Annotated in this window: 23 protein-coding genes and 1 tRNA gene; 8 read left to right on the top strand and 16 right to left on the bottom strand. The window is 67.7% G+C overall.

From position 1 onward, the window contains the following. The first annotated feature begins 107 nt into the window (after window positions 1-107). Together QZM72_RS32900 and QZM72_RS32895 are read left to right on the top strand one after the other, a co-directional pair. On the top strand, window positions 108-1,529 hold the full coding sequence (locus QZM72_RS32900) for an AmpG family muropeptide MFS transporter (protein WP_089468733.1): 1,422 nt from the start codon (window positions 108-110) through the stop codon (window positions 1,527-1,529). Continuing rightward, window positions 1,519-2,571, top strand: a complete 1,053-nt coding sequence (locus QZM72_RS32895; RefSeq protein WP_089468734.1) for a M48 family metallopeptidase — start codon at window positions 1,519-1,521, stop codon at window positions 2,569-2,571. The genes QZM72_RS32900 and QZM72_RS32895 overlap by 11 nt, the downstream gene beginning before the upstream one ends. Window positions 2,572-2,592: 21 nt before the next feature. On the opposite strand, the gene QZM72_RS32890 is transcribed toward QZM72_RS32895, so the two are convergent. Next, a complete protein-coding gene (locus QZM72_RS32890) occupies window positions 2,593-3,537 on the bottom strand; it encodes an AraC family transcriptional regulator (protein WP_089468735.1) in 945 nt (314 codons plus the stop codon). A gap of 227 nt (window positions 3,538-3,764) precedes the next feature. Here QZM72_RS32890 and QZM72_RS32885 point away from each other — a divergent pair, with 227 nt between their 5' ends. Then, the gene (locus QZM72_RS32885; RefSeq protein WP_089468736.1) at window positions 3,765-4,817 is read left to right on the top strand and encodes an NAD(P)-dependent alcohol dehydrogenase; all 1,053 of its coding nucleotides are present in this window, start codon (window positions 3,765-3,767) and stop codon (window positions 4,815-4,817) included. Window positions 4,818-4,903: 86 nt separating this feature from the next. Here QZM72_RS32885 and QZM72_RS32880 read toward each other — a convergent pair whose 3' ends face one another. From QZM72_RS32880 to gatC, 5 genes are all read right to left on the bottom strand, one after another. Next, complete coding sequence (locus tag QZM72_RS32880) at window positions 4,904-5,677, bottom strand: exodeoxyribonuclease III (protein ID WP_089468737.1); 774 nt, start codon at window positions 5,675-5,677, stop codon at window positions 4,904-4,906. A 41-nt stretch (window positions 5,678-5,718) separates the two neighbouring features. Further along, entirely contained in the window at window positions 5,719-6,558 is an 840-nt protein-coding gene (locus tag QZM72_RS32875) for a polyphosphate kinase 2 family protein (RefSeq protein WP_301740189.1), read from the bottom strand. A 118-nt stretch (window positions 6,559-6,676) separates the two neighbouring features. After that, the gene (gatB, locus tag QZM72_RS32870) at window positions 6,677-8,149 is read right to left on the bottom strand and encodes an Asp-tRNA(Asn)/Glu-tRNA(Gln) amidotransferase subunit GatB (protein WP_301740187.1); all 1,473 of its coding nucleotides are present in this window, start codon (window positions 8,147-8,149) and stop codon (window positions 6,677-6,679) included. Between the two features lie 2 nt (window positions 8,150-8,151). Next, entirely contained in the window at window positions 8,152-9,642 is a 1,491-nt protein-coding gene (gatA, locus tag QZM72_RS32865) for an Asp-tRNA(Asn)/Glu-tRNA(Gln) amidotransferase subunit GatA (protein ID WP_301740186.1), read from the bottom strand. Window positions 9,643-9,711: 69 nt separating this feature from the next. Continuing rightward, on the bottom strand, window positions 9,712-10,011 hold the full coding sequence (gene gatC, locus QZM72_RS32860) for an Asp-tRNA(Asn)/Glu-tRNA(Gln) amidotransferase subunit GatC (RefSeq protein ID WP_006485929.1): 300 nt from the start codon (window positions 10,009-10,011) through the stop codon (window positions 9,712-9,714). Between the two features lie 367 nt (window positions 10,012-10,378). On the opposite strand from gatC, the gene QZM72_RS32855 reads away from it, so the two are divergent. The 5 genes from QZM72_RS32855 (at window position 10,379) to rodA (ending at window position 16,687) form a co-directional block, all read left to right on the top strand. Beyond that, the gene (locus tag QZM72_RS32855) at window positions 10,379-11,422 is read left to right on the top strand and encodes a rod shape-determining protein (RefSeq protein ID WP_004189550.1); all 1,044 of its coding nucleotides are present in this window, start codon (window positions 10,379-10,381) and stop codon (window positions 11,420-11,422) included. 138 nt (window positions 11,423-11,560) lie between these two features. Then, the gene (mreC, locus tag QZM72_RS32850; protein WP_301740185.1) at window positions 11,561-12,637 is read left to right on the top strand and encodes a rod shape-determining protein MreC; all 1,077 of its coding nucleotides are present in this window, start codon (window positions 11,561-11,563) and stop codon (window positions 12,635-12,637) included. Then, complete coding sequence (gene mreD, locus QZM72_RS32845) at window positions 12,634-13,146, top strand: rod shape-determining protein MreD (protein WP_006477476.1); 513 nt, start codon at window positions 12,634-12,636, stop codon at window positions 13,144-13,146. The genes mreC and mreD overlap by 4 nt, the downstream gene beginning before the upstream one ends. 101 nt (window positions 13,147-13,247) lie before the next feature. After that, the gene (mrdA, locus tag QZM72_RS32840) at window positions 13,248-15,527 is read left to right on the top strand and encodes a penicillin-binding protein 2 (protein ID WP_301740184.1); all 2,280 of its coding nucleotides are present in this window, start codon (window positions 13,248-13,250) and stop codon (window positions 15,525-15,527) included. Window positions 15,528-15,538: 11 nt separating this feature from the next. After that, on the top strand, window positions 15,539-16,687 hold the full coding sequence (gene rodA, locus QZM72_RS32835; RefSeq protein ID WP_089468744.1) for a rod shape-determining protein RodA: 1,149 nt from the start codon (window positions 15,539-15,541) through the stop codon (window positions 16,685-16,687). A 68-nt stretch (window positions 16,688-16,755) separates the two neighbouring features. Here the strand turns inward: rodA and QZM72_RS32830 are convergent, their stop codons facing one another. The 10 genes from QZM72_RS32830 to rsmB all read right to left on the bottom strand — a co-directional run bounded on the left by QZM72_RS32830 (window position 16,756) and on the right by rsmB (window position 26,100). After that, entirely contained in the window at window positions 16,756-17,508 is a 753-nt protein-coding gene (locus tag QZM72_RS32830; RefSeq protein ID WP_301740183.1) for a tetratricopeptide repeat protein, read from the bottom strand. Further along, window positions 17,505-18,290 carry an HpcH/HpaI aldolase/citrate lyase family protein gene (locus QZM72_RS32825; protein ID WP_301740182.1) on the bottom strand — a complete coding sequence of 262 codons (786 nt, stop codon included), beginning with the start codon at window positions 18,288-18,290 and terminating at the stop codon, window positions 17,505-17,507. Before QZM72_RS32825 ends, QZM72_RS32830 begins: the two co-directional genes overlap by 4 nt. A 328-nt stretch (window positions 18,291-18,618) precedes the next feature. Next, window positions 18,619-19,071 (bottom strand): 6-carboxytetrahydropterin synthase QueD, encoded by a 453-nt coding sequence (gene queD / locus QZM72_RS32820; protein WP_006482561.1) that lies wholly within the window; start codon window positions 19,069-19,071, stop codon window positions 18,619-18,621. An 18-nt stretch (window positions 19,072-19,089) separates the two neighbouring features. Next, window positions 19,090-19,722: a 7-carboxy-7-deazaguanine synthase gene (gene queE, locus QZM72_RS32815; RefSeq protein WP_175928142.1), complete on the bottom strand. Its 633-nt coding sequence runs from the start codon at window positions 19,720-19,722 to the stop codon at window positions 19,090-19,092. A gap of 75 nt (window positions 19,723-19,797) precedes the next feature. Then, on the bottom strand, window positions 19,798-20,532 hold the full coding sequence (gene queC / locus QZM72_RS32810) for a 7-cyano-7-deazaguanine synthase QueC (RefSeq protein WP_006495384.1): 735 nt from the start codon (window positions 20,530-20,532) through the stop codon (window positions 19,798-19,800). Between the two features lie 347 nt (window positions 20,533-20,879). Further along, window positions 20,880-20,955, bottom strand: a tRNA-Phe gene (locus tag QZM72_RS32805). Between the two features lie 60 nt (window positions 20,956-21,015). Continuing rightward, window positions 21,016-21,717, bottom strand: coding sequence for a response regulator transcription factor EsaR (gene esaR / locus QZM72_RS32800; protein ID WP_089468747.1), 702 nt, complete (start codon window positions 21,715-21,717; stop codon window positions 21,016-21,018). Further along, window positions 21,718-24,132, bottom strand: a complete 2,415-nt coding sequence (esaS, locus tag QZM72_RS32795; RefSeq protein WP_301740181.1) for a sensor histidine kinase EsaS — start codon at window positions 24,130-24,132, stop codon at window positions 21,718-21,720. It abuts the gene before it with no gap. After that, window positions 24,122-24,712 (bottom strand): DUF4390 domain-containing protein, encoded by a 591-nt coding sequence (locus tag QZM72_RS32790; RefSeq protein ID WP_089468749.1) that lies wholly within the window; start codon window positions 24,710-24,712, stop codon window positions 24,122-24,124. The genes esaS and QZM72_RS32790 overlap by 11 nt, the downstream gene beginning before the upstream one ends. Beyond that, window positions 24,709-26,100: a 16S rRNA (cytosine(967)-C(5))-methyltransferase RsmB gene (gene rsmB / locus QZM72_RS32785; RefSeq protein WP_089468811.1), complete on the bottom strand. Its 1,392-nt coding sequence runs from the start codon at window positions 26,098-26,100 to the stop codon at window positions 24,709-24,711. The genes QZM72_RS32790 and rsmB overlap by 4 nt, the downstream gene beginning before the upstream one ends. Window positions 26,101-26,332 lie beyond the last annotated feature (232 nt).

The raw sequence follows: 26,332 nt of genomic DNA, 5'->3' as shown, positions 1-26,332 counted from the left end.
CCGTTGACGGAAGATCCGGCCCGCCCGCGCGCGCCGCCGCCCCTGCAGCGCCGTGCGCGCCGCCTGCGCTGCCGCCGCCATCAGTCAACGCTACCCAGTTCCAGTCCATGTCGAAAACGCCACACGAGGCGCCCGCACTCAACGCTCACGAGGATCACCCCGGCTGGCGCGCCTATCTGAACACGCACATGCTGATCTGCGTGTTCCTGGGCTTCACGTCGGGGCTGCCGCTCTTCACGCTCGTCTACCTCGTGCAGGCATGGCTGCGCTCCGAGGGCGTGAACCTGAAGGAAATCGGCCTGTTCGCGCTGATCCAGTTCCCGTATACGTGGAAGTTCCTGTGGGCGCCGCTGATGGACCGCTACATCCCGCGCCTGCCCGGCTGGCGGCCGGGCCGCCGGCGCGGCTGGCTGCTGCTCACGCAGTTGCTGGTCGCCGGCGCGATCGCCGCGCTCGGCTTCGTGTCGCCGCGCGACTCGATCTGGACGGTCGCCGCGCTCACGACGCTCGTCGCGTTCTTCGGCGCGAGCGCCGACATCGTGATAGACGCATACCGCCGCGAGCTGCTGCGCGACACCGAGCAGGGCCTCGGCAACGCGGTGCACGTGAACGCGTACAAGCTCGCCGCGTTGATCCCCGGTTCGCTCGCGCTGATCCTGTCGGATCACCTGCCGTGGAACGCCGTGTTCGCGATCACCGGCGCGTTCATGCTGCCGGGCATCCTGATGACGCTCGTCGTGCGCGAGCCGGAAGTGGTCGGTGCGCCGCCGCGCAACCTGCGCGACGCGATCGTGCTGCCGTTCCGCGAATTCATCCAGCGCGACGGTTGGGCCGGCGCGCTGCTCGTCATCGCGTTCATCTTCCTGTTCAAGATCGGCGACACGATGGCCACCACGCTGTCGACGTCGTTCTTCCTCGACATCGGCTTCTCGCGCACCGAGATCGGCATCGTCGCGAAAACCACCGCGCTCGTCGCGAGCGTCGCCGGCGGCATCATCGGCGGCATCTGGCTCGTGAAGATTGGGATCGGCCGCGGCCTGTGGATCTTCGGCGCGCTGCAGATGGTGTCGACGCTCGGCTTCGCGTGGCTCGCGCAGCTAGGCCCCGGCTCGCCGGTGCTCGCGATGCTTTACGACTTCACGGTCGCGGCCAGCCACGCGCTCGCGTCGTTCATGTCGGTGTTCGGTATCGAGATCACGCCCAAACTGAGCCCGATGACGGTCGCGCTCGCGATCGTCTACGGCTTCGAAACCTTCACGACCGGCCTGACGATGGCCGCGTTCGTCGCGTATATCGCGAGCACGACCGACCCGCGCTATACGGCCACGCAGTTCGCGCTGTTCACGAGCCTCGCGTCGGTGCCGCGCACGCTCGCGTCGGCCGCGAGCGGCTTCGTCGTCGCGAAGATCGGCTGGTACGACTATTTCATCGTATGTACCGTGCTCGCGATTCCCGGCATGCTGCTGTTGTTCAGGATCGCGCCGTGGAACGGCGCCACGCGCAACGGCGAGGCGAGCCGTGCGCGGTAACCGCCCGCATCGTCTCGCACACGCGGCGGCGGCGTTGGGCGTCGGCGCCGCGGTGCTCGCCGCGACGAGCACGTACGCGGCCGACACCGGCACGACCGCGGCGGGCTCCAACCCGGCCGCCGCGCAGGCCGCGCCGCCCGCCGCTGCAACCTCTGCCGCGCCCGTCCCGCCGTCCGCCGCCGAAGGCGCGCAGCCGACCGGCGCCGCGGTGCCGGCGAAGGCCTATACGCCGACGCCGCAGCAAGTGCGCTACGGCAACGCGATCGCGTTCCGCACGCTGATCCCGTCGCCGCTGCTCGAACAACTGACCGCGAACGAATACGCGCAGATCGTGCAGACGGCCGCCGACAGCAACCGCCTGCTGAGCGCGAACCAGCCGCGCGTGAAGCGCCTGCGCGCGATCGTCGCGAAGCTCGCGCCGTATTCGGTGAAATGGAACGACCGCGTGAAAAGCTGGGCGTGGGACGTGAATGCGATCCGCTCGCGCGACATCCGCCTGACCTGCCTGCCCGGCGGCAAGGTGCTCGTGTACGGCGGCATGCTCGACCGCGTACGCCTGAACGACGACGAGTTCGGCGTGCTGCTCGCGCACGGCATCGCGCATGCGCTGCGCGAACACGCGCGCAGCAACTTCAGCACGGCCTCGCAAACGTCGCTGCGCGCGGCCGCGCTGCCGCCGCTGTTCGGCGTCGGCGATCCGCTGCCGCAGGCGCTGAACCTCGGCGAGCGCCTGCAGTCGCTCCACTACGATCCGACCGACGAGACCGAAGCCGACGTGATCGGCGGCGACATCGCCGCCCGCGCGGGCTTCGACCCGCGCGCGGCGATCACGCTGTGGGACAAACTCGCGGCCGCGACGCGCGCGAACAAGGCGTCGGGCTTCATCTACACGCATCCGTACAGCACCGCGCGCCGCCAGGATCTGCTGAACCGGCTGCCGGACCTGATGCCGCTGTACGCGAAGGCAACGGGCAAGCGCGTCGAATCGCTGCCGGACTACGCGGGCATCAGCGCGCAGCGGCGCAAGATCGTGCGGCGCTGAGCCGCCGCGCAACGCCGCACGCTACGCGTGCGCGTCGGCCATCGCCGGGCGCAGCCCGCTGTCACGCATCGAGCGCACTTCATCGGCGGGGCTGCGGCCGAACAGCCGTTTGAACTCGCGGCTGAACTGCGACGCGCTCGCATAGCCGACCCGTGCGGCCGCCGCGCCGGCCCCCAGCCCGTCGCGCACCATCATCAGCCGCGCCTGGTGCAGCCGCGCGGCCTTCACGTACTGCATCGGCGACGTCGCCGTCACGTGCTTGAACTGCGCGTGGAACACCGCGAGGCTCATCCCGGCTTCGCGGGCGAGCGTCTCGACGTCAAGATCGGCCTTCAGCTCCGCATGGATGCGCCGCAACGCCTTCGCGATGCGGCCGAAATGATGCTGCTGCACGAGCGCCGCGCGCATCGCGTCGCCCTGCTCGCCGGTCAGCACGCGATACGCGATCTCGCGCATGATCGCCGGCCCCAGCACGCGCGTGTCGTACGGCGACGCGAGCGCTTCGAGCAGCCGCACGACCGCATCGGCCAGCGGCGCATCGAGCGGCGTCGAATAGACGCCGAGCGGCTCGCTGACCGCCGCGCCGAGCGTCTCGTCGAGCAGGATCGCGAGCTCGGCGATCACCGCCAGATCGACGCGGATCGAGATCGCGAGAAACGGCTCCTCCATGCTCGCGAACGTCTCGCATTCGAACGGCAGCGGCACCGAGAGCACCAGATACTGCTGCGCGTCGTAGACGAACGAACGGTCGCCGAGATAGCCGAGCTTGCGCCCCTGGCACACGACGATGATGCTCGGCTCGTACAGCACGGGCATGCGCGGCGCGGGACGGCTGACGCGAAAAAAGCGCACGCCGTCGAGCGCCGCGAGCGTGTCGCCCTCGTTCGGCGCGAGGCGCGTGTGCAGCTCGATCATGCGCCGCCGCACGTGGTCGCCCGAGTCGGCAAAAAGGGGCTGGAAGCTCATCTGCGTGGTCCTGTCCGGCAAGAGAATCTGGCTGGCAATTTAGCACCTTGAACGTGTTTTTACGGGCGTTCGCGCGCAATTCGAGAGGAATAGGCAAACCTTCAAGACCTTCATGTATTTCGCCGCGGCGCCGCGCTCCTTACGATGAGGTCCTGTCTCGCCGCATCGCCACATGGTGCGGCGGTAGTCCGTTTCACCGGACGTTTTCCGGACAAGGAGCCCATTGCATGAGCACAACCTATGCCTACGCGGCGACCGATTCGCAGTCGCCGCTCGCCCCGTTCGAATTCCAGCGTCGCGCGCTGCGCGACCTCGACGTCCAGATCGACGTCCTCTACTGCGGCGTCTGCCACTCGGATCTTCACCAGGCGCGCAACGAATGGCGCAACACGGTCTACCCGGTCGTGCCGGGCCATGAAATCGTCGGCCGCGTGACCGCGACCGGCCCGCAGGTGTCGCGCTTCAAGGTCGGCGAGCTGGTCGGCGTCGGCTGCCTCGTCGATTCGTGCCGCACCTGCGCGAGCTGCGCCGAGGGCCTCGAGCAATACTGCGAGAACGGCTTCGTCGGCACCTACAACGGCCAGGATCGCGTGACGGGCGACATCACGTACGGCGGCTATTCGACGCAGCTCGTCGTCGACGAGGCGTTCGTGCTGCGCGTGCCGGACACGCTCGACCCGGCCGGCGCCGCGCCGCTCCTGTGCGCGGGAATCACGACCTACTCGCCGCTGCGGCAGTGGAACGTCGGCCCCGGCAAGAAGGTCGGCATCGTCGGGCTCGGCGGCCTCGGCCACATGGGCGTGAAGCTGGCGCACGCGATGGGCGCGCACGTCGTGCTGTTCACGACGTCGCCGTCGAAGATCGAGGACGGCAAGCGGCTCGGCGCGCATGAAGTCGTGATCTCGAAGGACGAAGCGCAGATGAACGCGCACCTGAACAGCTTCGACTTCATCCTGAACACGGTCGCCGCGCAGCACGACCTGAACCCGTTCCTGAACCTGCTGAAGCGCGACGGCACGATGACGCTCGTCGGCGCGCCGGAGCACGACCACCCGTCGCCGCAGGTGTTCAACCTGATCTTCAAGCGCCGCCGCCTTGCGGGCTCGCTGATCGGCGGGATCGCGGAAACGCAGGAAATGCTCGATTTCTGCGCGGAGCACGGGATCACGTCCGATATCGAAACGATTCCGATGCAGCAGATCAACGCCGCTTACGAACGGATGCTGAAGAGCGACGTGAAGTACCGGTTCGTGGTGGATATGGCGTCGCTGAAGCAGTAAGCGCGGCATCAAACGAAACGGGCCGCATGTTGGACATGCGGCCCGTTTTGCATTCGGCGGCTACGCGCACCGCGTAGCGCCGGCCATCACTTCGCGTAGTCGTAATCGATCGTCAGCGGTGCGTGATCGCTGAACTTGATGTCCTTGAAGATCGACGTGCTTTTCGCGGTGCCGGCCACGCCCGGGGTCGCGATCTGGTAATCGATCCGCCACCCGACGTTCTTCGCGTACGCCTGGCCGCGGTTGCTCCACCACGTGTACTGCTCGGGGCGCTGATCGAGCGTGCGGAACACGTCGACGTAGCCGACGTCGTCGAACAGCTTCGTGAGCCATTCGCGCTCTTCCGGCAGGCAGCCCGAGTTCTTCTGGTTGCTCTTCCAGTTCTTGATGTCGATTTCCTTATGGACGATGTTCACGTCGCCGCACAGGATCACCTCGCGCTTCTTCTTCAGCGCGGCGAGGTGCGGCATGAATTCGGCCATGAAGCGGTACTTCGCCTGCTGGCGCTCCTCGCCGCTGGAACCGGACGGCACGTACACCGACACGACCGACAGCTTGCCGTAGCGCGCCTCGACGTAGCGTCCTTCGGGATCGAATTCGCTGCTGCCGAAGCCGATGATCACGTCGTCGGGTTCGCGGCGGCTGTACACGCCCGCACCGCTGTAGCCCTTCTTCTCGGCGTGGTGGAAATAGCTCTTGAAGCCGTGCGGCTCGACGAATTCGGCCGGCAGGTCGTCGGCCGACACCTTGATTTCCTGCACGCACACGCAATCGGCGTTCTGTTCGCCGAGCCAGTCGAAGAAGCCCTTCTTCGCGGCGGAGCGGATGCCGTTCAGGTTGGCGGTAATCACTCGCATCATGTCGGGTTCCGTTCAGTTCGATGTTTTTACAGGGTCGCAGCTTAACGGATCTTCACGCCTTCGAGCTCGGGCTTCGGCGGCGGGAATTCCAGCTTCATGTCGGTCATCGTGCGCAGCAGCAGCTCGGCGATCATCACGTTGCGATGCGTCTTCGAATTCGCGGGGATCACGTACCACGGCGCATGCTCGGCCGACGTCGCGGCGAGCGCATCGCGGTACGCGGACTGGTAGGCGTCCCAGTGCTTGCGCGCGTCGAGATCGGAGATGTCGAATTTCCAGTGCTTGGTCGGGTCGTCGATACGCGCCTGCAGCCGCGCGCGCTGCTCGTCCTTCGAGATGTGCAGGAAGCACTTGACGATGGTCGTGCCGTTCTCGAACAGCATCGTCTCGAAATCGCGGATCTGCCGGTAGCGGCGTTCGCATTCCTTGTCGTCGATCGCGCCGAGCACGCGCGGCACGAGGACGTCTTCGTAGTGGCTGCGGTTGAAGATCGCGAGTTCGCCGGCCGCCGGCACCTGCGCATGCACGCGCCACAGGAAGTCGTGCGCGGCCTCGATCGGCGTCGGCGCCTTGAACGGCACGATGCGCAGGCCGAGCGGATCGACCTCGCGAAACACCGCGCGCACGGTGCCGTCCTTGCCGCTGGTGTCCATTCCCTGCAGCACGAGCAGCACGCGCTTCTTCTGCTGCGTGTGCAGGCGCTCCTGCTGGACGTCGAGCTCGGTCGACACGGCCGACAGCCGTTCGCGATCGGCTTCCTTCGAGCCGGACGAAAACGGCTTCGCGGCCGGGTCGAACGCGTCGAGCTTGAATGCGGCGGCTTCCTTCTCGCGCGTGCTGTAGGGCACGCGGAAATCGTCGAGCGACGGTTGTTTCGCCATTCGTTCCTCCGTTGGACGGTGCGATGCATACGATAACGCATCCACCAAACGCGACGGGCCGCCCCGAACTGGTTCGGAGCGGCCCGTCGTCAAGCGCGGTTCAGGCGCGCGCGCATGCTCAGCCGAGCTTCTTCTTCAGCAGCTCGTTGACCTGCTGCGGATTGGCCTTGCCCTTGGTCGCCTTCATCGCCTGGCCGATCAGCGCGTTGAACGCCTTTTCCTTGCCCGCGCGGAATTCCTCGACCGATTTCGCGTTCGCCGCGAGCACCTCGTCGATGATCGCTTCCAGCGCGCCGGTGTCGGAGATCTGCTTCAGGCCCTTCGCGTCGATGATGCGGTCGGCCGCGCCTTCGTCGGTCGCCTTCTCGTCCCAGATCGTCGCGAAGATTTCCTTCGCGATCTTGTTCGAGATCGTGCCGTCGGCGATGCGCTGCAGCAACAGCGCGAGCTGCGCGGCCGACACCGGAATCGCGTCGATCTCGATGCCGTCGCGGTTCAGTTGCGACGACACGTCGCCCATCAGCCAGTTCGCGACGATCTTCGCGTTCGCCGCGCCGGCCTTCGCGACCACCGACTCGAAGTACGCGGCCATCGCCTTGCTCGACGTCAGCACGCCCGCGTCGTACGCGGACACGCCGTACTCGTCGACGAAGCGCTGCTGCATCGCGGCCGGCAGCTCGGGCATGCCCGACTGCACGCGCTCGATCCAGTCCCGGCCGATCACGAGCGGCATCAGGTCGGGATCGGGGAAGTAGCGGTAGTCGTGCGCGTCTTCCTTGCTGCGCATCGAGCGCGTCTCGCGCTTGTCCGGGTCGTACAGGCGCGTTTCCTGCACGACCTCGCCGCCGTCCTCGATCAGCTCGATCTGACGACGCACTTCGTAGCTGATCGCTTCCTCGAGAAACCGGAACGAGTTCAGGTTCTTGATTTCCGCGCGCGTGCCGAACTTCTCCTGGCCGACCGGGCGCACCGACACGTTCGCGTCGCAGCGGAACGAGCCTTCCTGCATGTTGCCGTCGCAGATGCCGAGCCACACGACAAGCGCGTGCAGCGCCTTCGCATAGGCCACGGCCTCGGCCGCGCTGCGCATTTCCGGCTCGGTGACGATTTCGAGCAGCGGCGTGCCCGCGCGGTTCAGGTCGATCCCGGTCATCCCGGCGAAGTCTTCATGCAGCGACTTGCCCGCGTCTTCCTCGAGATGCGCGCGGGTCAGGTTGACGGTCTTCTCGTACGCGGCCTTGCCGGCCTTCTCGTTGGCCGGCACCTGGATCGTGATCTGGCCGCCCTGCACGACCGGAATCTCGTACTGGCTGATCTGATAGCCCTTCGGCAGATCGGGGTAGAAATAATTCTTGCGCGCGAAGATGCTGCGCGGCGCGATGGTCGAGCCGATCGCGAGGCCGAAGCGGATCGCCCGCTCGACCGCGCCGCGGTTCAGCACCGGCAGCACGCCCGGCAGCGCCAGGTCGACCGGGCACGCCTGTGTGTTCGGTTCCGCGCCGAACTGTGTCGACGCGCCCGAGAAAATCTTCGAGACGGTCGACAGTTGCGCGTGCGTCTCGAGACCGATGACGACTTCCCATTGAGTCATGCTTATACCCCCGCCGGAACTTGCTTGTGCCAGTCGGTCGCGCGCTGGAACGCGTCGGCAACCTGCAGCATCCGGGCTTCGTTGAAATAGTTGCCGATGATCTGCAGGCCGACCGGGCGCTTCGCGTTCGCGCCCGCGCCGAAGCCGCACGGCACGCTCATGCCGGGCAGGCCCGCGAGGCTCACCGACAGCGTGTAGATATCCGCGAGATACATCTGCACCGGATCGTCGCCCTTCGCGCCGAGATCCCATGCGACCGTCGGCGATGCCGGGCCCATGATCACGTCGCAGGACTTGAACGCTTCCTGGAAATCGTTCGCGATGATGCGGCGGATCTTCTGCGCCTGCAGGTAGTACGCGTCGTAGTAGCCGTGCGACAGCACGTAGGTGCCGACGAGAATCCGGCGCTTCACTTCAGGCCCGAAGCCTTCGGCGCGCGACTTCTTGTACATGTCGAGCAGATCGCCGTACTGCGCGGCGCGGTGGCCGAAGCGCACGCCGTCGAAACGCGACAGGTTCGACGACGCTTCCGCCGGCGCGATCACGTAGTACACCGGGATCGACAATTCCGTCTTCGGCAGCGACACCGGCACGAGCGTCGCGCCGAGCGCTTCGTATTGCTCGAGCGCCGCGTCGATCGACGCGCGCACGTCGTCGGCGAGGCCCGCGCCGAAATACTCGTTCGGCAAGCCGATGCGCAGGCCCGCGAGCGGCTTGCCCGCATCGTTGCCGGCCGCCCACGGCTGGCCGAGGTGGCGCGTGAAGTCTTCATCGTCGCGCTCGAGGCTCGTCGAATCGCGCTCGTCGAAACCGGCCATCGCGTTCAGCAGCAGCGCGCAGTCGGACGCGCTCTGCGCCATCGGGCCGCCCTGGTCGAGCGACGACGCGAACGCGATCATCCCGTAGCGCGACACGCGGCCGTAGGTCGGCTTGATGCCCGTCACGCCCGCGAACGACGCGGGCTGGCGGATCGAGCCGCCGGTGTCGGTGCCGGTCGCGGCCGGCGCGAGGCGCGCGGCGACGGCGGCCGAGCTGCCGCCCGAGCTGCCGCCCGGCACCGCGTTCGTGTCCCACGGGTTCTTCACCGCGCCGAACGCCGAATTCTCGTTGGACGAGCCCATCGCGAACTCGTCCATGTTGGTCTTGCCGAGCGTGACCATGCCGGCCGCCTGCAGGCGGGCGACGACGGTCGCGTCGAACGGGCTCTCGTAGTTCGCGAGCATCTTCGAGCCGGCGGTCGAGCGCCAGCCGCGCGTGACGAAGACGTCCTTGTGCGCGATCGGCAGGCCGGTCAGCGCGCCGCCCGCGCCGCGCGCGAGTTCGGCGTCGGCGGCTTTCGCCTGCGCGAGGGTGAGATCGGCGTCGACTTGAACGAACGCGTTCAGGTCGCGCGCGGCGTCGATCCGTTTCAGGTAGTGCTGCGCGAGCTCGACGGCCGAGCATTCCTTGGCGGCGAGCGCGGCGCGTAGTTCGGTCAGGCTTTTTGCGTGCATTGAGTGGTTTTCCTGGGAATTCTGGGTGGCGCGCGGCGCTGGACGGCCGGCGCGCTTGTCATCGAATGCTTACTCGATCACCTTCGGCACGAGATAGAGGCCGTCCTGGACGGCCGGCGCCGGACGCTGGTTGTCGTCGCGATCGACGACTTCCGTCACGGCGTCGTCGCGCAGGCGCTGCGCGACTTCCTGGATCTGTTCGATCGGGTGGGCGAGCGGCGCGATGCCGGCGGTGTCGACCGCCTGCATCTGTTCGACGAGGCCGAAGAATTCATTGAGCTGGCCGAGCATGTGCTCGGCGTCGGCGTCGGCCATTTCGAGTCGCGCCAGGTGCGCGATGCGTTTCACATCGGTCAGGGTCAGGGCCATGCGATCACCGGAAAAACAAGGCTGCGCAGTGCATCGACGGCAGCACTGCGGCGGGGGGTTGGAGGGTGCGATCCCACCCTCAAAAATCGGGGCCGAAGCGGCAAAAATACCGCCCGTTTCGATTCAAATACCGTGAAATTATAAGGTATCATTACGCGTTCGACCCAAACCCGGCAGCCTTTTCCCGCACCGTTTCGCCTTGTTTCGGCAAGCCGTGCGTGCTTCGTGCGATCCCCGGTAGACATCACTCGCAGCTTCGTGCGCCGCGGCGGCCGCTTCCGCCACGCTTCCCGAGGCTGTTATTTTTTCCGCTGCCGCCCTCAGCGCTCGCTATGCAGGGCCGGCCCAGAGCGAAACAGGATTCTGAATGTTCGGTTTTTTGCGCAGCTACTTCTCCAACGATCTCGCGATCGACCTCGGCACCGCAAACACCCTGATCTACATGCGCGGCAAGGGCATCGTCCTCGATGAGCCGTCCGTCGTGTCGATCCGCCAGGAAGGCGGCCCCAACGGCAAGAAGACGATCCAGGCGGTCGGCAAGGAAGCCAAGCAGATGCTCGGCAAGGTGCCGGGCAACATCGAGGCGATCCGCCCGATGAAGGACGGCGTGATCGCCGACTTCACCGTCACCGAGCAGATGATCAAGCAGTTCATCAAGACGGCCCACGAGTCGCGCATGTTCTCGCCGTCGCCGCGCATCATCATCTGCGTGCCGTGCGGCTCGACCCAGGTCGAGCGCCGCGCGATCAAGGAAGCGGCGCACGGCGCCGGCGCGTCGCAGGTCTACCTGATCGAGGAGCCGATGGCGGCCGCGATCGGCGCGGGCCTGCCGGTGTCGGAAGCCACCGGCTCGATGGTCGTCGACATCGGCGGCGGCACGACCGAAGTCGGCGTGATCTCGCTCGGCGGCATCGTCTACAAGGGCTCGGTGCGCGTCGGCGGCGACAAGTTCGACGAGGCGATCGTCAACTACATCCGCCGCAACTACGGGATGCTGATCGGCGAGCAGACCGCCGAGGCGATCAAGAAGGAAATCGGCTCCGCGTTCCCGGGCTCCGAAGTCAAGGAAATGGAAGTGAAGGGCCGCAACCTGTCGGAAGGCATCCCGCGCAGCTTCACGATCTCCAGCAACGAAATCCTCGAAGCGCTGACCGATCCGCTGAACCAGATCGTGTCGTCGGTGAAGATCGCGCTCGAACAGACGCCGCCGGAACTCGGCGCCGACATCGCCGAACGCGGGATGATGCTGACGGGCGGCGGCGCGCTGCTGCGCGACCTCGATCGCCTGCTCGCGGAAGAAACCGGCCTGCCGGTGCTCGTCGCCGAAGATCCGCTCACCTGCGTCGTACGCGGGTCGGGCATGGCGCTCGAGCGCATGGACAAGCTGGGCAGCATCTTCTCGTACGAGTGATCGCCGAGTGATCGCCTAAGCAGTCCCGTTTGATATGACGCACCCGCGGCGTGGCCGGATCGCTCGTTCAGAACGAACCGCCGCGCCGTTTGCGCGTCTGAGCATTATTTAACCGATCACACGCGCCCGGCGCCGACCATGGAATACAGTCCGCCGCCCCTCTTCAAGCAAGGTCCGCCCGCGCTCGCGCGGCTCATCTTCTTCGTCGCCCTCGCCATCGCGCTCCTCGTGTCGGACGCGCGCTTCAGCACGCTCGAAATCGTGCGCGGCGTGCTCGGCACCGTGCTTTATCCGCTGCAACGCGCGGCGCTCGTGCCGCGCGACCTGTTCATGGGCGCGGCCGACATCGCCGTCACCGGCGCATCGCTGCGCCACGAGAACGACGACCTCCGCAAACGCAACCTGCAGCTGTCCACGCAGGCCAACCAGGCCGCGGTGCTTGCGCAGGAGAACATCCATCTGCGCGCGGTGCTCGAGCTGCGCCAGCACATCGCGACGCAATCGACGCCGGTCGAGATCCAGTACGACACGAGCGATCCGTTCACGCAGAAGATCGTGATCGGGCAAGGCTCGCAGCAAGGCATCCAGGACGGTTCGCCCGTCGTCAGCGAGGACGGCGTGATCGGTCAGGTCACGCGCGTGTTCCCGCTGCAATCCGAAGTCACGCTGGTCACCGACCGCGATCTCGCGATTCCCGTGCAGGTGCTGCGCACCGGCCTGCGCAGCGTGATCTACGGCACGCCGAAGGGCGATTCGCTCGACCTGCGTTTCGTGCCGACGAGCGCGGATCTCGTCGCCGGCGACGAACTCGTCACGAGCGGCCTCGACGGCGTCTATCCGCCCGGCCTGCCGGTCGCGAAGGTCGCGCGCGTCGACAAGCTCGCCGACACCGCGTTCGCCCGCGTGACCTGCGCACCGGTCGCGGCCGTGCGCGGCGCGCGCCAGATGCTCGTGCTGCATTACCGCAACGACATCCCGCCGCGCCCGGCCGAGCCCGATCCGGCGGCCGAGAAGATCGCGAAGGGCAAGAAGGGCGCGAAAGCCGCCGCGAAGGGCGAGAAAGCGGAGAAAGCCGACAAGGCCGACGCGAACGCGAAGCCGGCCGCCGCGGCCCAGCCCGGCGCGCAACCGGCGCCGGCGGCCCCCGCCGCGCCGGCCAAGCCCGCCGCCGCGCCCGCGAGGCCTGCCGCCGGGCAATCAGGAGCCCAGCGATGAACCGCCCGCAATACATCCTGCAGCCGGTCAATCCGTACTTCATCGTCTTCAGCCTCGCCGCCGCGTTCCTGCTGAACCTGATGCCGTGGGGGCGCCTCCCCGGCGTGCCCGATTTCGTCGCGCTCGTGCTGCTGTTCTGGAACATCCATCAGCCGCGCAAGGTCGGGATGGGTGTCGCGTTCGCGCTCGGCATCCTGATGGACGTGCATGACGCGGGGCTGCTCGGCGAGCACGCGCTCGCCTATACGCTGCTGTCGTACGGCGCGATCACGATCCACCGCCGCGTGCTGTGGATGCCGATCGGCGTGCAGGTGCTGTACGTCACGCCGCTGCTCGTCGCCGCGCAGCTCGTACCGTTCGTGATCCGCCTGCTGATGGGCGCCGCGTTCCCCGGCTGGCGCTATCTGGTCGACGGTTTCGTCGAAGCCGCGCTGTGGCCGATCGCGAGCCACCTGCTGCTGATGCCGCAACGCCGCCCGGTCGACCCGGACGATACGCGCCCGATCTGAGCCGGACCGACCTTGAATACCCGCCGCCCCCACGCCCGCCGCGCGCCGCGCTCCGGGGCGGCACCTCGCCCGCGCCCGCGCGCGGGGCAGATTGCCCTTAAATGACCGAATTCAACGACACCCAACAGCAGCTCTCGAGGTTCCGCCTGCGCGTCGCGGCGGCGGGCGTGTTCGTGTTCGTCTGCTTCGGGCTGCTCGCGAGCCGCTTCTTCTACCTGCAATTGATGCAGCACGGCAAATACGCGCTGCAGGCCGAGGAAAACCGCATCTCCGTCGCGCCGATCGTGCCGAACCGCGGGATCATCACCGACCGCAACGGCGTGATCCTCGCGAAGAACTACTCGGCGTACACGCTCGAGATCACGCCGTCGAAGCTCGACGACACGCTCGACAACACGATCGACAAGCTGTCCGAGATCATCCCGATCGACGCACGCGACCGCCGCCGCTTCAAGAAGCTGCAGGAAGATTCGAAGAACTTCGAGAGCCTGCCGATTCGCACGCGGCTCACCGACGCCGAAGTCGCGCGCTTCACCGCGCAGCGTTTCCGCTTCCCCGGCGTCGAGGTGCGCGCGCGGCTGTTCCGTCAGTACCCGCTCGGCATGACGGCCGCGCACGTGATCGGCTATATCGGCCGGATCTCGAAGCGCGATCAGGATCGCATCGACGCGATGAGCGACGACAACGACAGCGACCAGGAGCACTACGATCCGCGCCGCGACGCGAACAACTACAAGGGCACCGACTACATCGGCAAGATCGGCGTCGAGCAGAGCTACGAGACCGAGCTGCACGGGCTGACGGGCTTCGAGGAAGTCGAGGTGACGGCCGGCGGCCGCCCGGTGCGCACGCTGTCGCGCACGCAGGCGACGCCCGGCAACAACCTCGTGCTGTCGCTCGACATCGGGCTGCAGCAGGTCGCCGAGCAGGCGTTCGCCGGCAAGCGCGGCGCGCTCGTCGCGATCGAGCCGAAGACGGGCGACGTGCTCGCGTTCGTGTCGTCGCCGAGCTTCGACCCGAACTCGTTCGTCGATGGCATCGACCAGCAGACCTGGGACGAGCTGAACAACTCGCCCGACAAGCCGCTCCTGAATCGCCCGCTGCACGGCACCTACCCGCCCGGCTCGACGTACAAGCCGTTCATGGCGCTCGCGGGCCTGACGCTCGGCAAGCGCACGCCGGGCTGGGGCTTCCAGGATCCCGGTTACTTCACGTTCGGCGGCCACACGTTCCGCAACGACGTGCGCTCGGGCCAGGGCTGGGTCGACATGAACAAGGCGATCATGGTGTCGAACGACACCTACTTCTACATGCTCGCGCGCGACCTCGGCGTGAACGCGATCGCCAACTTCATGAAGCCGTTCGGCTTCGGCCAGATCACCGGGATCGACATCCAGGGCGAGGCACGCGGGATCCTGCCATCGACCGACTGGAAGAAGAAGGCGTTCAAGAAGGCCGCGCAGCAGAAATGGTTCGACGGCGAGACGATCAGCCTCGGAATCGGCCAGGGCTACAACTCGTTCACGATCCTGCAGCTCGCGCACGCCACGGCGACGCTCGCGAACAACGGCGTCGTGATGAAGCCGCACCTCGTGAAGGAAGTCGAGGATCCGATCACGCGCGCGCGCCACCTGACCGTGCCGAAGGAAAGCGACGTGATCCCGCTCAAGCAGGCCGACATCGACGTCGTGAAGCGCGGGATGGAGAACGTGATCGAGAACCCGTCCGGTACCGCGTACAAGGTGTTCCGCGGCGCACCGTACCTCGCGGCCGGCAAGACCGGTACCGCGCAGGTGTTCTCGCTGCAGGGCTCGAACTACAAGGGCCACCTGCTCGCCGAGCACCTGCGCGACCACGCGCTGTTCATCGCGTACGCGCCGGTCGACCATCCGCAGATCGCCATCGCGCTGGTCGTCGAGAATGGCGGCTGGGGCGCGCAGGCCGCCGGCCCGATCGCACGCCGCGTGCTCGACTATTACCTGGTCGAGCGCCAGAACCCGAAGAACGAGGCCGCGGCCGTGGCCGCCGCGGCGTCGGCCACCGAGCCGGTGAGCACGCCGGTGGTCGGCGACACGTCGAAGCCGGCCACGATCGCGGCCGGCTTCACCGCGCTGCCGCAGCCGGTCGTGCCGTCGGCGGCCAGCGCGGCCGACGCGGCATCGGCCGCGTCCGGCGCCTCGGGGGCGGCGAGCGCCAGTGCCGCCGCGCCGACCGACGCGAGCGCCGCGGCGCCGACGGCCGCGAGTCTGCCGCCGATCCGGCGCCCGCACCGGCCGCGCCGGCCCGCCAGCGACGCGCAACCGGTCGTCGGCACGCCGCGGGACGACAACCACCGTGCGATGGCCCCCGCGAAAGCGGCGGACGCCGGCACCGCTCATTAACGGAGAAAGGCATGCAATTCGACAAGCGCGCCTGGCTCGACAAGATCAAGCAAATGTTCGCGGGCTTCGACCGCCCGCTCGCCCTCATCGTGTTCCTGCTGCTGTGCGTCGGCATCGTCACGCTGTACAGCGCGTCGATCGACATGCCGGGCCGCGTCGAGGACCAGTTGCGCAACATCCTGCTGACGTTCGTGCTGATGTGGGTGATCGCCAACATCCCGCCGACCACGCTGATGCGCTTCGCGGTCCCGCTCTACACGTTCGGGGTCGCGCTGCTGATTGCCGTCGCGCTGTTCGGGATGACCAAGAAGGGCGCGAAGCGCTGGCTGAACGTCGGCGTCGTGATCCAGCCGTCGGAAATCCTCAAGATCGCGACGCCGCTGATGCTCGCGTGGTACTACCAGCGCCGCGAAGGCGGGCTGCGCTGGTACGACTTCGTCGCCGCGTTCGGGATCCTGATGGTGCCGGTCGGGCTGATCGCGAAGCAGCCCGACCTCGGCACAGGCCTGCTCGTGTTCGCGGCCGGCTTCTTCGTGATCTACCTCGCCGGCCTGTCGTTCAAGCTGATCGTGCCCGTGCTCGTCGCGGGCGTGATCGCGGTCGGCTCGATCGCCGTGTTCGAGGAACGCATCTGCCAGCCCGACGTGCAGTGGCCGCTGATGCACGACTACCAGAAGCACCGCGTATGCACGCTGCTCGACCCGACGTCCGACCCGCTCGGCAAGGGCTTCCACACGATCCAGGCCGTGATCGCGATCGGCTCGGGCGGCGTGCTCGGCAAGGGCTATCTGAAAGGCACGCAGGCGCACCTCGAATTCATTCCGGAAAAACACACCGACTTCATCTTCGCGGTGTTCTCGGAGGAATGGGGGCTCGCCGGCGGGCTCGTGCTACTGACGCTGTACATGGCGCTGATCGCGCGCGGCCTCTACATCGCCGCGCAAGGCGCGACGCAGTTCGGCCGGCTGCTCGCGGGCTCGCTCACGCTCGCGTTCTTCGTCTACGCGTTCGTCAACATCGGGATGGTGAGCGGCGTGCTGCCGGTCGTCGGCGTGCCGCTGCCGTTCATGAGCTACGGCGGCACCGCGCTCACGACGCTCGGCATCGCGATCGGGATGATCATGAGCGTCGGGCGGCAGCGGCGGCTGATGAAGAGCTGACCGCGCGATCTGCACCGCGACGCACGAAAACGGCGCCCCGGCGCCGTTTTTCATTGGGCGAGGGCCGCTTACTGCGGCGGCGCGTGCGGCTTGCCTGGCTCCGCACCGGCGCCCGAGGCCGGCATCGGCGCCTTCAGCCGCGCGCTCAGCTCCTTGAATTTCAGCCCGGCCGTTTCGTCGCCTTGCGCGGCCGCCGCCGCGTAATACGCGCGCGCGATGTTCAGGTTCTGCGCGACGCCGTCGCCGCCGCGCTCGTAGAACGACGCGGTCACGTACTGCGCGGTGGGCTCGCCCGCGTCGGCGGCCTGCTTGTACCATACGAACGCCTGCCGGTTGTCGCGCGGCGTGCCGCGCCCGTCGAGGAACTGGTTCGCGAGCGACAGCGCGGCCTGCACGTGTCCCTGTTTCGCGGCCCGCAGGAACCAGCGATGCGCTTCAGCCGGATTGCGCGCGACGAACTCGCCGTCGTCGAACATCCGGCCGTACACGTACTGCGCGTGCGACATGTTCGCTTCCGCCGCGCGCTTCAGCCAGCGCACCCCTTCGTCGACGTTCGCCGTCACGCCTTCGCCCGTCAGCAACATCATCGCGTAGTTGAACTGCGCGAGGCGATCGCCGCGCTCGGCCGCATCGTGGAATTGCACGAGCGCCGCGCGATAGTCGCCGGCGTTGTAGTCGGCGACCGCCGATTGCGTCTCGTGCGACGGATCGGGCTTCACTTGCGGCGCGCCCTGCGCGGCGGCGGCCACACACACGGCCCATAGGCCGACCATCACCGCGATCCGCGCGCGCCTGCGGCACACTGCACCTGCGTCGTTCATGACCGTACCTCCTGCAACGCCTGCCGCGTCGCCCGCAACAGCCAGCTCACGTCGGCCGACACCGTGATCATCCGGTAACCGGCGTCGCGATACTGGCGCGCGGCCGCCGTATCGCCGGCGAAGATGCCGACCGCGACGCCCGCCTGCCTGCCGGCCGCGAGCACGCGCGCCATCGCGGTTTCGACGTCCGGGTGGCGGATATCGCCGAGATGCCCGAGGCTCGCCGCGAGATCGGCCGGGCCGACGAACAGGCAATCGACGCCGGGCGTCACCGCGATCCGCTCGACCTCGTCGATGCCGCGCGCCGATTCGACCTGCACGATCACCGCGACTTGCGCATTCGCCGTCTGCAGGTAGTCGCGGCGCATGCCGAACGCCGCCGCGCGCACCATGCCCGCCACGCCGCGCAGCCCGTCGGGCGATTCCGGCGACGGGAAGCGCGTGAGCCGCACCGCGTGCGCGGCGTCGTCGGGCGTCTCGATACACGGGAACATCAGCGTGCGCGCGCCGGCGTCGAGCGCGCGCTTCACCAGCCACGGCTCGCGCGCCGGCACGCGCACGACCGGCTCGCTCGGCAGGTGCGCCGCGGCGATCGCGCGCAGTTGCGACGCCACGTCGCGACTGTCGTTCGGCGCATGCTCCATGTCGATGCAGAGCCAGTCGTAACCGGCATGCGCGAGCGCTTCCGCGGCCGAGTCGCTGCCGAGCGACAGCCACAGGCCGTACAGCGGCTCGTCACCGTCGCGCAGGCGGTGTTTGAGGGAATTGGTGAGGGTGCTCATCGATACGGCCTCCGGAACGGAACGGCAATCGAACGGGACAAGCAACAGGCGAAGCGAAACGCGCACCGCCACGCAATCGAAGCATGGCGGCGGCGACAGATCGCGCGCCGGAGAACGTGAGTCGGGCCGGGGCCGCCGATCTGACAGCGCGGGCCGCGCGATGGCTCATGCGAGCGTTTTTCGGTGCCGCACGACGATCATAGCGCGGCGGGTGCTCGATGCGGGAGCAGACGGGGGAAGCCGTCCCGGCGCGGGACGGAAGGGGCGACCGCCAGGCGCGGCGACGGGCAGCCCGCGACGGACGGCGGGGCTGCCGGGGCAGGCAGGCTCAGCGGCCGGGCTGGCGCTCGACGTCGGCCCAGCAGTTCGGCGTTTCGTACAGACGCACGCGCTCGAGGCGCAGGTTCACGCCGTAATGCGCGTCGTACACGTTCGCGAGAAGGTCGAACGCGATCGCCGCGAGATTCTCGACGGTCGGGATCCGGTCGATCACGACGGTCTTGTGGTCGGCCATCTGCTCGAGGAACGAGCGCACGACCTCGTCGCGCGCATAGACCAGGAACGCGTGGTCCCACTTGCTGACGAGGTGCTCCATCGCGAGCGCCTTCACGTCGGCGAAATCCATCACCATGCCGCGGTCGGGCGCGCCCTCGGTATCGACGAGATCGCCGCGCAGCGTGATTTCGAGCACGTAGCGATGGCCGTGCAGGTTCCTGCACTGGCTGCGGTGATCGGGGATGCGGTGGCCCGCGTCGAATTCGAGTTTTCGGGTAATCAGCACGATGTCAAAAGCCGTGGCTCAGGGAATGTTCAGATATTTGTGGGTCTGCATCGACAGCCGCCACTGCGGATGACGCTTGCACCAGTCGATCGCGAGCTTCGTGTTGAGGTCGCGCGACGGGCCGTCCATCGGCTGCACGAGAAAATACTCGAAATCGAGCTTCGCGTAGTCGGCCAGCCGCTGGTTGTCCTGCGGCACGACGACCTTCAGTTCGTTGCCCTTCGTGACGACGAGGGGCGCATCGGCCTTCGGGCTCACGCAGATCCAGTCGATCGATTCGAGCACCGGCAGCGACCCGTTGGTCTCGATCGCGATCTCGAAGCCGGCCGCATGCAGCGCGTCGACGAGCGGCTGGTCGAGCTGCAGCATCGGCTCGCCGCCCGTGCAGACGACGAAGCGGTGCGCTTCGCCGTCCGGCCACAGGCCGGCGATCGTCGCGACGAGCGCGGCGGCGTCCTTGAACTTGCCGCCGTTCTCGCCGTCGGTGCCGACGAAATCCGTATCGCAGAAGCGGCACACGGCCTCCGCACGATCCTCTTCGCGGCCCGACCACAGGTTGCAGCCGGCGAACCGGCAGAACACGGCCGGCCGGCCCGCATTCGCGCCCTCGCCCTGCAACGTGTAGAAAATTTCCTTGACCGCGTAAGTCATCGTGCTTCGTCCGGCTCGCGCCGCTCGTTGTCGATCAGAATCCGTTGTCCACCAAGCGCTGCCCGCGCAGCCGCGTTACAGCGGCGCTTCGGTCACTCGCTCGCCCTTCAGGTAGGCCTCGTAGCCGCGCTTGCGCAGCTTGCAGGCCGGGCATTCGCCGCAGCCGAAGCCCCAGTCGTGCAGCTCCGCGCGCTCGCCCACGTAGCACGTGTGCGTCTCGACGCGGATCAGTTCGACGAGCGCGTCGCCGCCGAGCTGTTCGGCGAGCTGCCAGGTCTGCGCCTTGTCGAGCCACATCAGCGGCGTCTCGAGCACCATGCGCGTATCCATCCCGAGATTCAGCGCGACCTGCAGCGCCTTCATCGTGTCGTCGCGGCAGTCCGGATAGCCCGAGAAATCGGTTTCGCACATCCCGCCGACCAGCACGCGCAGCCCGCGGCGATAGGCGATCGCCGCGGCGATCGTCATGAACATCAGGTTGCGGCCCGGCACGAACGTGTTCGGCAGGCCGTTGGCCGTCGTCTCGATCTCGATCGTGCGCGTCATCGCGGTATCGCTGATCGCGCCGAGCACCGACAAGTCGATCATGTGATCGTCGCCGAGCCGGTCCGACCATGCCGGAAACTTGCGCTTCAGCGCTTCGCGCACGCCTTCCCGGCACTCGAGTTCGACGCGATGACGCTGGCCGTAATCAAAGCCGAGCGTCTCGACCGTCTGGTAGCGTTCGAGGGCCCATGCCACGCACGTGGCGGAATCCTGCCCGCCGGAAAACAACACGAGCGCGCCGTCTTTAGCGTCTGTCCGAATCACCGTGATACTCCGTGAATGTATAGGCTCGCGTCGCACTGCGCCCGAGGCCGGCTGCCGCCGGGCGGCCGACGCGGCCGGCCTGCGCCGGCCCGACCAGTATAGGCAGCGCGGTGGGCCGCGAATGCGGCGGCGCGCTTATACCGCTCATCGCGGCATCGTTGCCGCGCGCCACGGCAGGCGAGCCGCGGGCAGCCTGCCATGCGCATGAAGCGATGCGCTAAGTCATTGAGCGGGCACGGATTTTATCATGCCCCGACGAATGCTGCCGGGCCTGCCGCCCACGACCCGCAATATCCACCACAAACGAAAAACCCCAAGAACCTTCCGATTCTTGGGGTTTTAAATGCTGGTGGCCTGGGACGGAATCGAACCATCGACACGCGGATTTTCAATCCGCTGCTCTACCAACTGAGCTACCGGGCCAACGAAGAATGAAAGTATATCGAGCTATCCGCCCCTGAGCAAGTGCTTTCGCGAAATATTTTACAGCGCGCCTTCCGACGGCTTCTTGCCGAGCTCGACGCCGAGCTGCTTGAGCTTGCGATACAGGTGCGTGCGCTCGAGGCCCGTCTTCTCCGCGACGCGCGTCATGCTGCCGTTCTCGCGCGCGAGGTGATATTCGAAGTACGCGCGCTCGAACGCATCGCGCGCCTCGCGCAACGGGATGTCGAACGGAATCGCGGCCGTCTGGCCCGCGACGCCGAGCGCCGACGCCATGTCGTCGCCGAGCGTCGGCAGCGCCGCCGCGGACGCCACCGCCGCCGGCCCCGCGGCCTGCGCGCCACCCGCCTTCGCCGCCGCGTTCGCGGACACCGGCGCCGCGCCGCGCGCAAGCCCGTGCTCGACCGACTTCAGCAGCTTCTGCAGCGCGATCGGTTTCTCGAGAAAATCGAGCGCGCCGATCTTGGTCGCCTCGACGGCCGTATCGATCGTCGCGTGCCCGGACATCATGATCACGGGCATCGTCAGCAGCCCCTGCGCCGCCCATTCCTTGAGCAGCGTGACGCCGTCGGTATCGGGCATCCAGATATCGAGCAGCACGAGATCGGGCGCCTGATTCAGCCGGTATTCCCGCGCGGCCTGCGCGTTCTCCGCCGCCTCGACGACATGTCCTTCATCGCTGAGGATCTCCGAGAGCAATTCCCGGATGCCCATTTCATCATCTACCACCAGGATGGTTGCCATTTACGCTGCCTTTGTCTGCTCACTTGCTTTTGTCTTGGCGGGAGTCGCCCCGTCCTGCGCACCCGGTACGGCGCCTGGCGTATCGCTCGCCATCTGCAGGAACAGGATCGACACCTGCGCACCCTCGACGGTCTCGCCGTGCATGCGATTGCGCAGATCGATCCGCGCGCCGTGCTCGTCAACGATTTTCTTGACCGTGGCCAGCCCGAGCCCCGTGCCCTTCGCCTTCGTCGTCACGTAAGGCTCGAACGCGCGGGTCAGGATGCGTGCCGGAAAACCGGGCCCGTTGTCGGACACCGTCAGACGCACCGCGACGCGCGTTTTGCCCTCGGCGTCGGGGTCGCCATATTCTACTGTCTTGGTTTCGATCAACACACGCGGATGCGCGGACTCCGCAACCGAATCCTGCGCATTCTGCAGCAGGTTGTGAATCACCTGGCGCAATTGCGTCGCGTCGCCGCGAATCACCGGCAGCGACGGCGCGAGTTCGGCGACGATCGGGCTCTTGCCTTCGCCGACGCCGTACAGCCCGAGCACCTCGCTCGCCAGTTCGTTCAACTGCAGGTTCGCGAGCACCGCCGGCGGCGTGCGCGCGTATTCGCGGAAATCGTCGACCATCCGCTTCATCGCGGCCACCTGGTTCACGATCATCGTCGCGCCGCGCTTGAGCACGTCCGCGTCGGGCGGCGCGAGCTTGTCGGACAGCTTCATCTGCAGCCGCTCGGCCGACAGCTGGATCGGCGTCAGCGGATTCTTGATCTCGTGCGCGAGCCGCCGCGCGACCTCGCCCCACGCGACCGAACGCTGCGCGGAAATCACGTCGGAGATGTCGTCGAACACGACGACGTAGCCGGACGTCTGCGGGTCGTCGGCCTGTCCCTCGACCGTCGACACGAGCCGCGTGCCGCGCACGAGCAGCGTCAGCGGATCGGTTTCGCCCGGCACCTCGATCGCGAACTGCTGCTGCCAGTGGCCGCGATCGCCGCTGCCGCCGTCGGACGCCGCCTCGCGATCGGCGAACGCCTTGCGGACCATCGCGCCGAACCCGGCGGCCACGCCGATCCGGTCGAGCGTCGTGCCGATCAGCGAATTGAACGGCTGCCGGAAGATTCGCTCGGCGCCGCGATTGGCCGTCGTCAGCCGGAACTGGCGATCGAGCACGAACACGCCGGCCGTCAGGTTCGCGAGGATGCTCTCGAGATACGTCTTCGAATGCTCGAGCGCGATGCGGTTCTTCTCGACCGCGAGCCGCGCCTCGGACAACTGGCGCGTCATCGCGTTGAACGACTGCGTGAGGAAGCCGAGCTCGTCGCGCGTCTTGATCTCGCGCTTCGGCGTGTAGTCGCCTTCCGTGATCTCCTTCGTGCCCTGCGCGAGCAGGAACAGCGGCCGCGCGAGCTGCTGGCCGAGCGCGAGCGCGAGCATCATCGCGATGAAGGTCGCGAGGAACAGCGCGAGCGTCAGCGTGCCGATGTACATCTTGCGCAGGCCCGTGCGGCCGAGCGACTTTTCCTGGTATTCGCGATACGCACGCTGCACGGCGTCCGCGTTGTGCGCGAGCCCGGGCGGCACCGGCTGCGTGAGCTGCAGGAACCGCTCCGCCGGCTGCAGCAGCGACGTGGTCGCATCGGGAATCGGCCGCACGACGCGCAGCCGCAGCGCGCCCTTCGCGCCGTGCGCGCGCGGGTCGCCGTCGACCTCGCCCTCGATCGCCGCGTACGCGCCGTGTTCGCGCGCCTGGCTCAGCATCAGCGGCGTCGGCAGGTCGTCCGGAATCAGCGCCGCGAAATTGCCCGACGCCTGCGCGACGATGTGCAGGTCGGGCGCCGCGCCCGAGCCGCCGCGGCTCGGCTCGACGATCGTCGCGTCCTGCACGCCGAACTGGTCGCGCAGCCGCAGCAGCGTGAGCGTCGTGCCGTTCGTGTTCGCATCGACGCTCGCGAGCTGGTCGGACATCAGCCGCGCCTTCGTCTGCAGATCGGACAGCGATGCATCGAGCATCCCGCGCCCGAGATTCAGGCCGGCCGTCAGCGCCGTCTCGACGTTCACGTCGAACCACGACTCGATACTGCGCGACACGAACTGGTACGACACGATGTAGATGATCCCGCCCGGCACCACGCCGACGAGCGCGAAGAACACCGCGAGCTTCGCGAGCAGCCGCGTGCCGAACTTGCCCTTCCGCAGGCGCGCGACGATCATCCCGATCAGCCCGAGCACCACGAGCAGGAACACGAGCGCGACGACGATGTTCGTCGCGTACAGCCACGAGTAGTAGCGGTCGAAGAATTCGGTGTTCGCGCTCGCGGCCGCGAGCAGCACGAGCAGCAGCAGCGCGGTCAGCGCGACCGTCGACACGATCACGCGAATGAGGAGGCTCTTCCCGCTGGCCGCGCGGCGCACTTTATTTAGCACGTTCGGTCACCGTGAAGTTGAAGCGCTTCCAGTCCGACCCGAGCGTCCAGTCGCGGTTGTTCACGGCATCGACCTGGAACGGCTTCGGCATCAGCGCCGTGTCGAGCTGCATCCGCACCGACGCCGTGTAGGTTTCGCCGACGCGCACCTGGTTGCGGTCGATCACGTGCCACGACGTGATGTGCCGGACCACCGCGAGCGCATCCTTCAGCGACGGGAAGCCGAGCTGCAGGCCGCCCGTCGACACGCGGTACTCGCGCGTGAGCGGCTGGAACGACAGGCGGATCGTCTGCGTGACGGACACCGGCTGCTCGTCGAACCAGTACCAGCGCGCGCGGCTCAGCTCGAAGTCGGTCGTGAAGTAAAGCGGGATGCCCTTGTTGACGGCATCCTCGAGGTTCGGATTCAGCTCGAAGTCGAACCGTGCGTCGAGGCTCCAGCCGCTTCCGTCGGACTGGAGCGATGCGCGCTGCACGGCGATCGATTCGGCATGCGCCGGCCGGACGACGGCCAGACACAGCGTCAACGCGACCAGCAAGACGGCCGCGAGCCGAAAGGGAAAAAGGTGTTTGATCGTCACCGTTTCTGAAACCGCGCGTAGAAAAATCCGTCGTGATCGGTGTTCTGGTCGAGTGCGCCGGCGGCCGCCCGTCCCTGCACGCCGCCCGGCAGCAGTTGGCCGGGGGCGTCCAATCGTACCGCATCTTCACAGGCCGCTTCAAACCAGCGGGCCTGCCCTTCGCCTTCCTCGGGGAAGATCGAGCAGGTCACGTAAAGCAGTTCGCCGCCCGGTTTCACGAGCGGCCACAGCGCCGACAGGATGCGCCGCTGCTCCGCGACCAGCGCCGGAATGTCGGCCTCGCGGCGCAGCCAGCGGATGTCGGGGTGGCGCCGCACGATGCCGGACGCCGAGCACGGCACGTCGGCCAGGATGCGATCGAACGGACGCCCGTCGTACCACGCTTCCGGCGCGCCGGCGTCGCCGACGCACACGTTCGCGGCGAGCGACAGGCGCACGAGGTTCTCGCCGATCCGCGCGGCACGCGTCGCGTCGCTTTCGAGCGCCACGACCTCCGCATCGGCGAGTTCGAGAATATGGCCCGTCTTGCCGCCGGGCGCCGCGCACGCGTCGAGCACGCGCATGCCGTCGCGCGCGCCGAGCCATTCGGCCGCGAGCTGCGCGCCCGCGTCCTGCACCGACACCACGCCGTCGGCGAATCCCGGAATGCGATCCACCGGCAGCGCCGACGCGAGCCGCACCGCGTGCCGGCCGATCGCGGTCGCGTCGATTCCGTTTGCGCGCAGCGTGTCGAGATACCCATCGACACTCGCGCGGCGCGCATTCACGCGCAGCGTCAGCGGCCCCTGATGCTCGCCGGCCGCGAGGATCGCCTGCCACGCGTCGGGCCATGCGCGCTTCACCGCATCGACCCACCATGCGCGGTAGTTCCAGCGGGCGACCGGGTCGTCCTGCATCGCCGCGACGAGCGCGTCGCGCTCGCGCAGGAACCGGCGCAGCACCGCGTTGACCATTCCTTTCGCGAACGCGAATTCGCGCCGCGCCCCGATGACGGTGACGGCCTGGTCGACCACCGTGAACGCCGGGTACGCGGCCTCGTCCGCCGGATCGAGCAGCAGCGCGAACGCGCCGGCGAGCACCGCGTGCACGTGCGCGGGCGGCGCCTTGCTGACGAACTTGCCGATCAGCCAGTCCGCGCTGCCGAGGCGGCGCATCGTCCGGTAGGCGACGTCCTGCGTCGCGCCGCGCGCGAGCGCCTGCGCACCGGACGGCATCTGCGCGAATACCGCCGACAGCGCCGCCGGCAACGCGGTGCCGCGTCGCACCGCATCGACCGCCTGCGCGGCAGCGTCGAGCGCGAAGCCGAGCGAATCGGGTGCCAGGTGCAGCGCAGCCAGGCGCGCCGGGCGGCCGGAAGTAGTCGGAGCGGAAGAACGAGGTCGTGTCATCGGTGCGGAATCGGCAAACAGGCGCGGCAATCGGTGCGGCAAACACATGCGGCAAACGGCGGGATCGCAACCGCCAGACGGCCCGCGATCCCAAACCGCGCATTGTAGCGCGCGGCCATGCCGCCCCTTTGGCCCGTTTACGGCGCGCACAAATGAAACACCCCGCAGCGCGAAGCATGCGGGGTGGCGGGGCGATCCCGCGCGGCCGTTGCCGCACGGGTCCGCCGACGGG

It is taken from the genome of Burkholderia sp. AU45388 (assembly GCF_030481585.1).
In the GTDB taxonomy this organism is placed as follows: domain Bacteria; phylum Pseudomonadota; class Gammaproteobacteria; order Burkholderiales; family Burkholderiaceae; genus Burkholderia; species Burkholderia sola.
Note: the sequence above shows the minus strand (reverse complement) of the source record. Positions and strands in the feature narration are given on the sequence as shown.

What these genes read in the sequence shown, in the direction of transcription:
- QZM72_RS32900 (WP_089468733.1), top strand. Translation starts at nt 108, where the DNA reads ATGTCGAAAACGCCACACGAGGCGCCCGCACTCAACGCTCACGAGGAT.
- QZM72_RS32890 (WP_089468735.1), bottom strand. Translation starts at nt 3,537, where the DNA reads ATGAGCTTCCAGCCCCTTTTTGCCGACTCGGGCGACCACGTGCGGCGG.
- QZM72_RS32885 (WP_089468736.1), top strand. Translation starts at nt 3,765, where the DNA reads ATGAGCACAACCTATGCCTACGCGGCGACCGATTCGCAGTCGCCGCTC.
- QZM72_RS32880 (WP_089468737.1), bottom strand. Translation starts at nt 5,677, where the DNA reads ATGATGCGAGTGATTACCGCCAACCTGAACGGCATCCGCTCCGCCGCG.
- QZM72_RS32875 (WP_301740189.1), bottom strand. Translation starts at nt 6,558, where the DNA reads ATGGCGAAACAACCGTCGCTCGACGATTTCCGCGTGCCCTACAGCACG.
- gatB (WP_301740187.1), bottom strand. Translation starts at nt 8,149, where the DNA reads ATGACTCAATGGGAAGTCGTCATCGGTCTCGAGACGCACGCGCAACTG.
- gatA (WP_301740186.1), bottom strand. Translation starts at nt 9,642, where the DNA reads ATGCACGCAAAAAGCCTGACCGAACTACGCGCCGCGCTCGCCGCCAAG.
- gatC (WP_006485929.1), bottom strand. Translation starts at nt 10,011, where the DNA reads ATGGCCCTGACCCTGACCGATGTGAAACGCATCGCGCACCTGGCGCGA.
- QZM72_RS32855 (WP_004189550.1), top strand. Translation starts at nt 10,379, where the DNA reads ATGTTCGGTTTTTTGCGCAGCTACTTCTCCAACGATCTCGCGATCGAC.
- mreC (WP_301740185.1), top strand. Translation starts at nt 11,561, where the DNA reads ATGGAATACAGTCCGCCGCCCCTCTTCAAGCAAGGTCCGCCCGCGCTC.
- mreD (WP_006477476.1), top strand. Translation starts at nt 12,634, where the DNA reads ATGAACCGCCCGCAATACATCCTGCAGCCGGTCAATCCGTACTTCATC.
- mrdA (WP_301740184.1), top strand. Translation starts at nt 13,248, where the DNA reads ATGACCGAATTCAACGACACCCAACAGCAGCTCTCGAGGTTCCGCCTG.
- rodA (WP_089468744.1), top strand. Translation starts at nt 15,539, where the DNA reads ATGCAATTCGACAAGCGCGCCTGGCTCGACAAGATCAAGCAAATGTTC.
- QZM72_RS32830 (WP_301740183.1), bottom strand. Translation starts at nt 17,508, where the DNA reads ATGAACGACGCAGGTGCAGTGTGCCGCAGGCGCGCGCGGATCGCGGTG.
- QZM72_RS32825 (WP_301740182.1), bottom strand. Translation starts at nt 18,290, where the DNA reads ATGAGCACCCTCACCAATTCCCTCAAACACCGCCTGCGCGACGGTGAC.
- queE (WP_175928142.1), bottom strand. Translation starts at nt 19,722, where the DNA reads ATGACTTACGCGGTCAAGGAAATTTTCTACACGTTGCAGGGCGAGGGC.
- esaR (WP_089468747.1), bottom strand. Translation starts at nt 21,717, where the DNA reads ATGGCAACCATCCTGGTGGTAGATGATGAAATGGGCATCCGGGAATTG.
- rsmB (WP_089468811.1), bottom strand. Translation starts at nt 26,100, where the DNA reads ATGACACGACCTCGTTCTTCCGCTCCGACTACTTCCGGCCGCCCGGCG.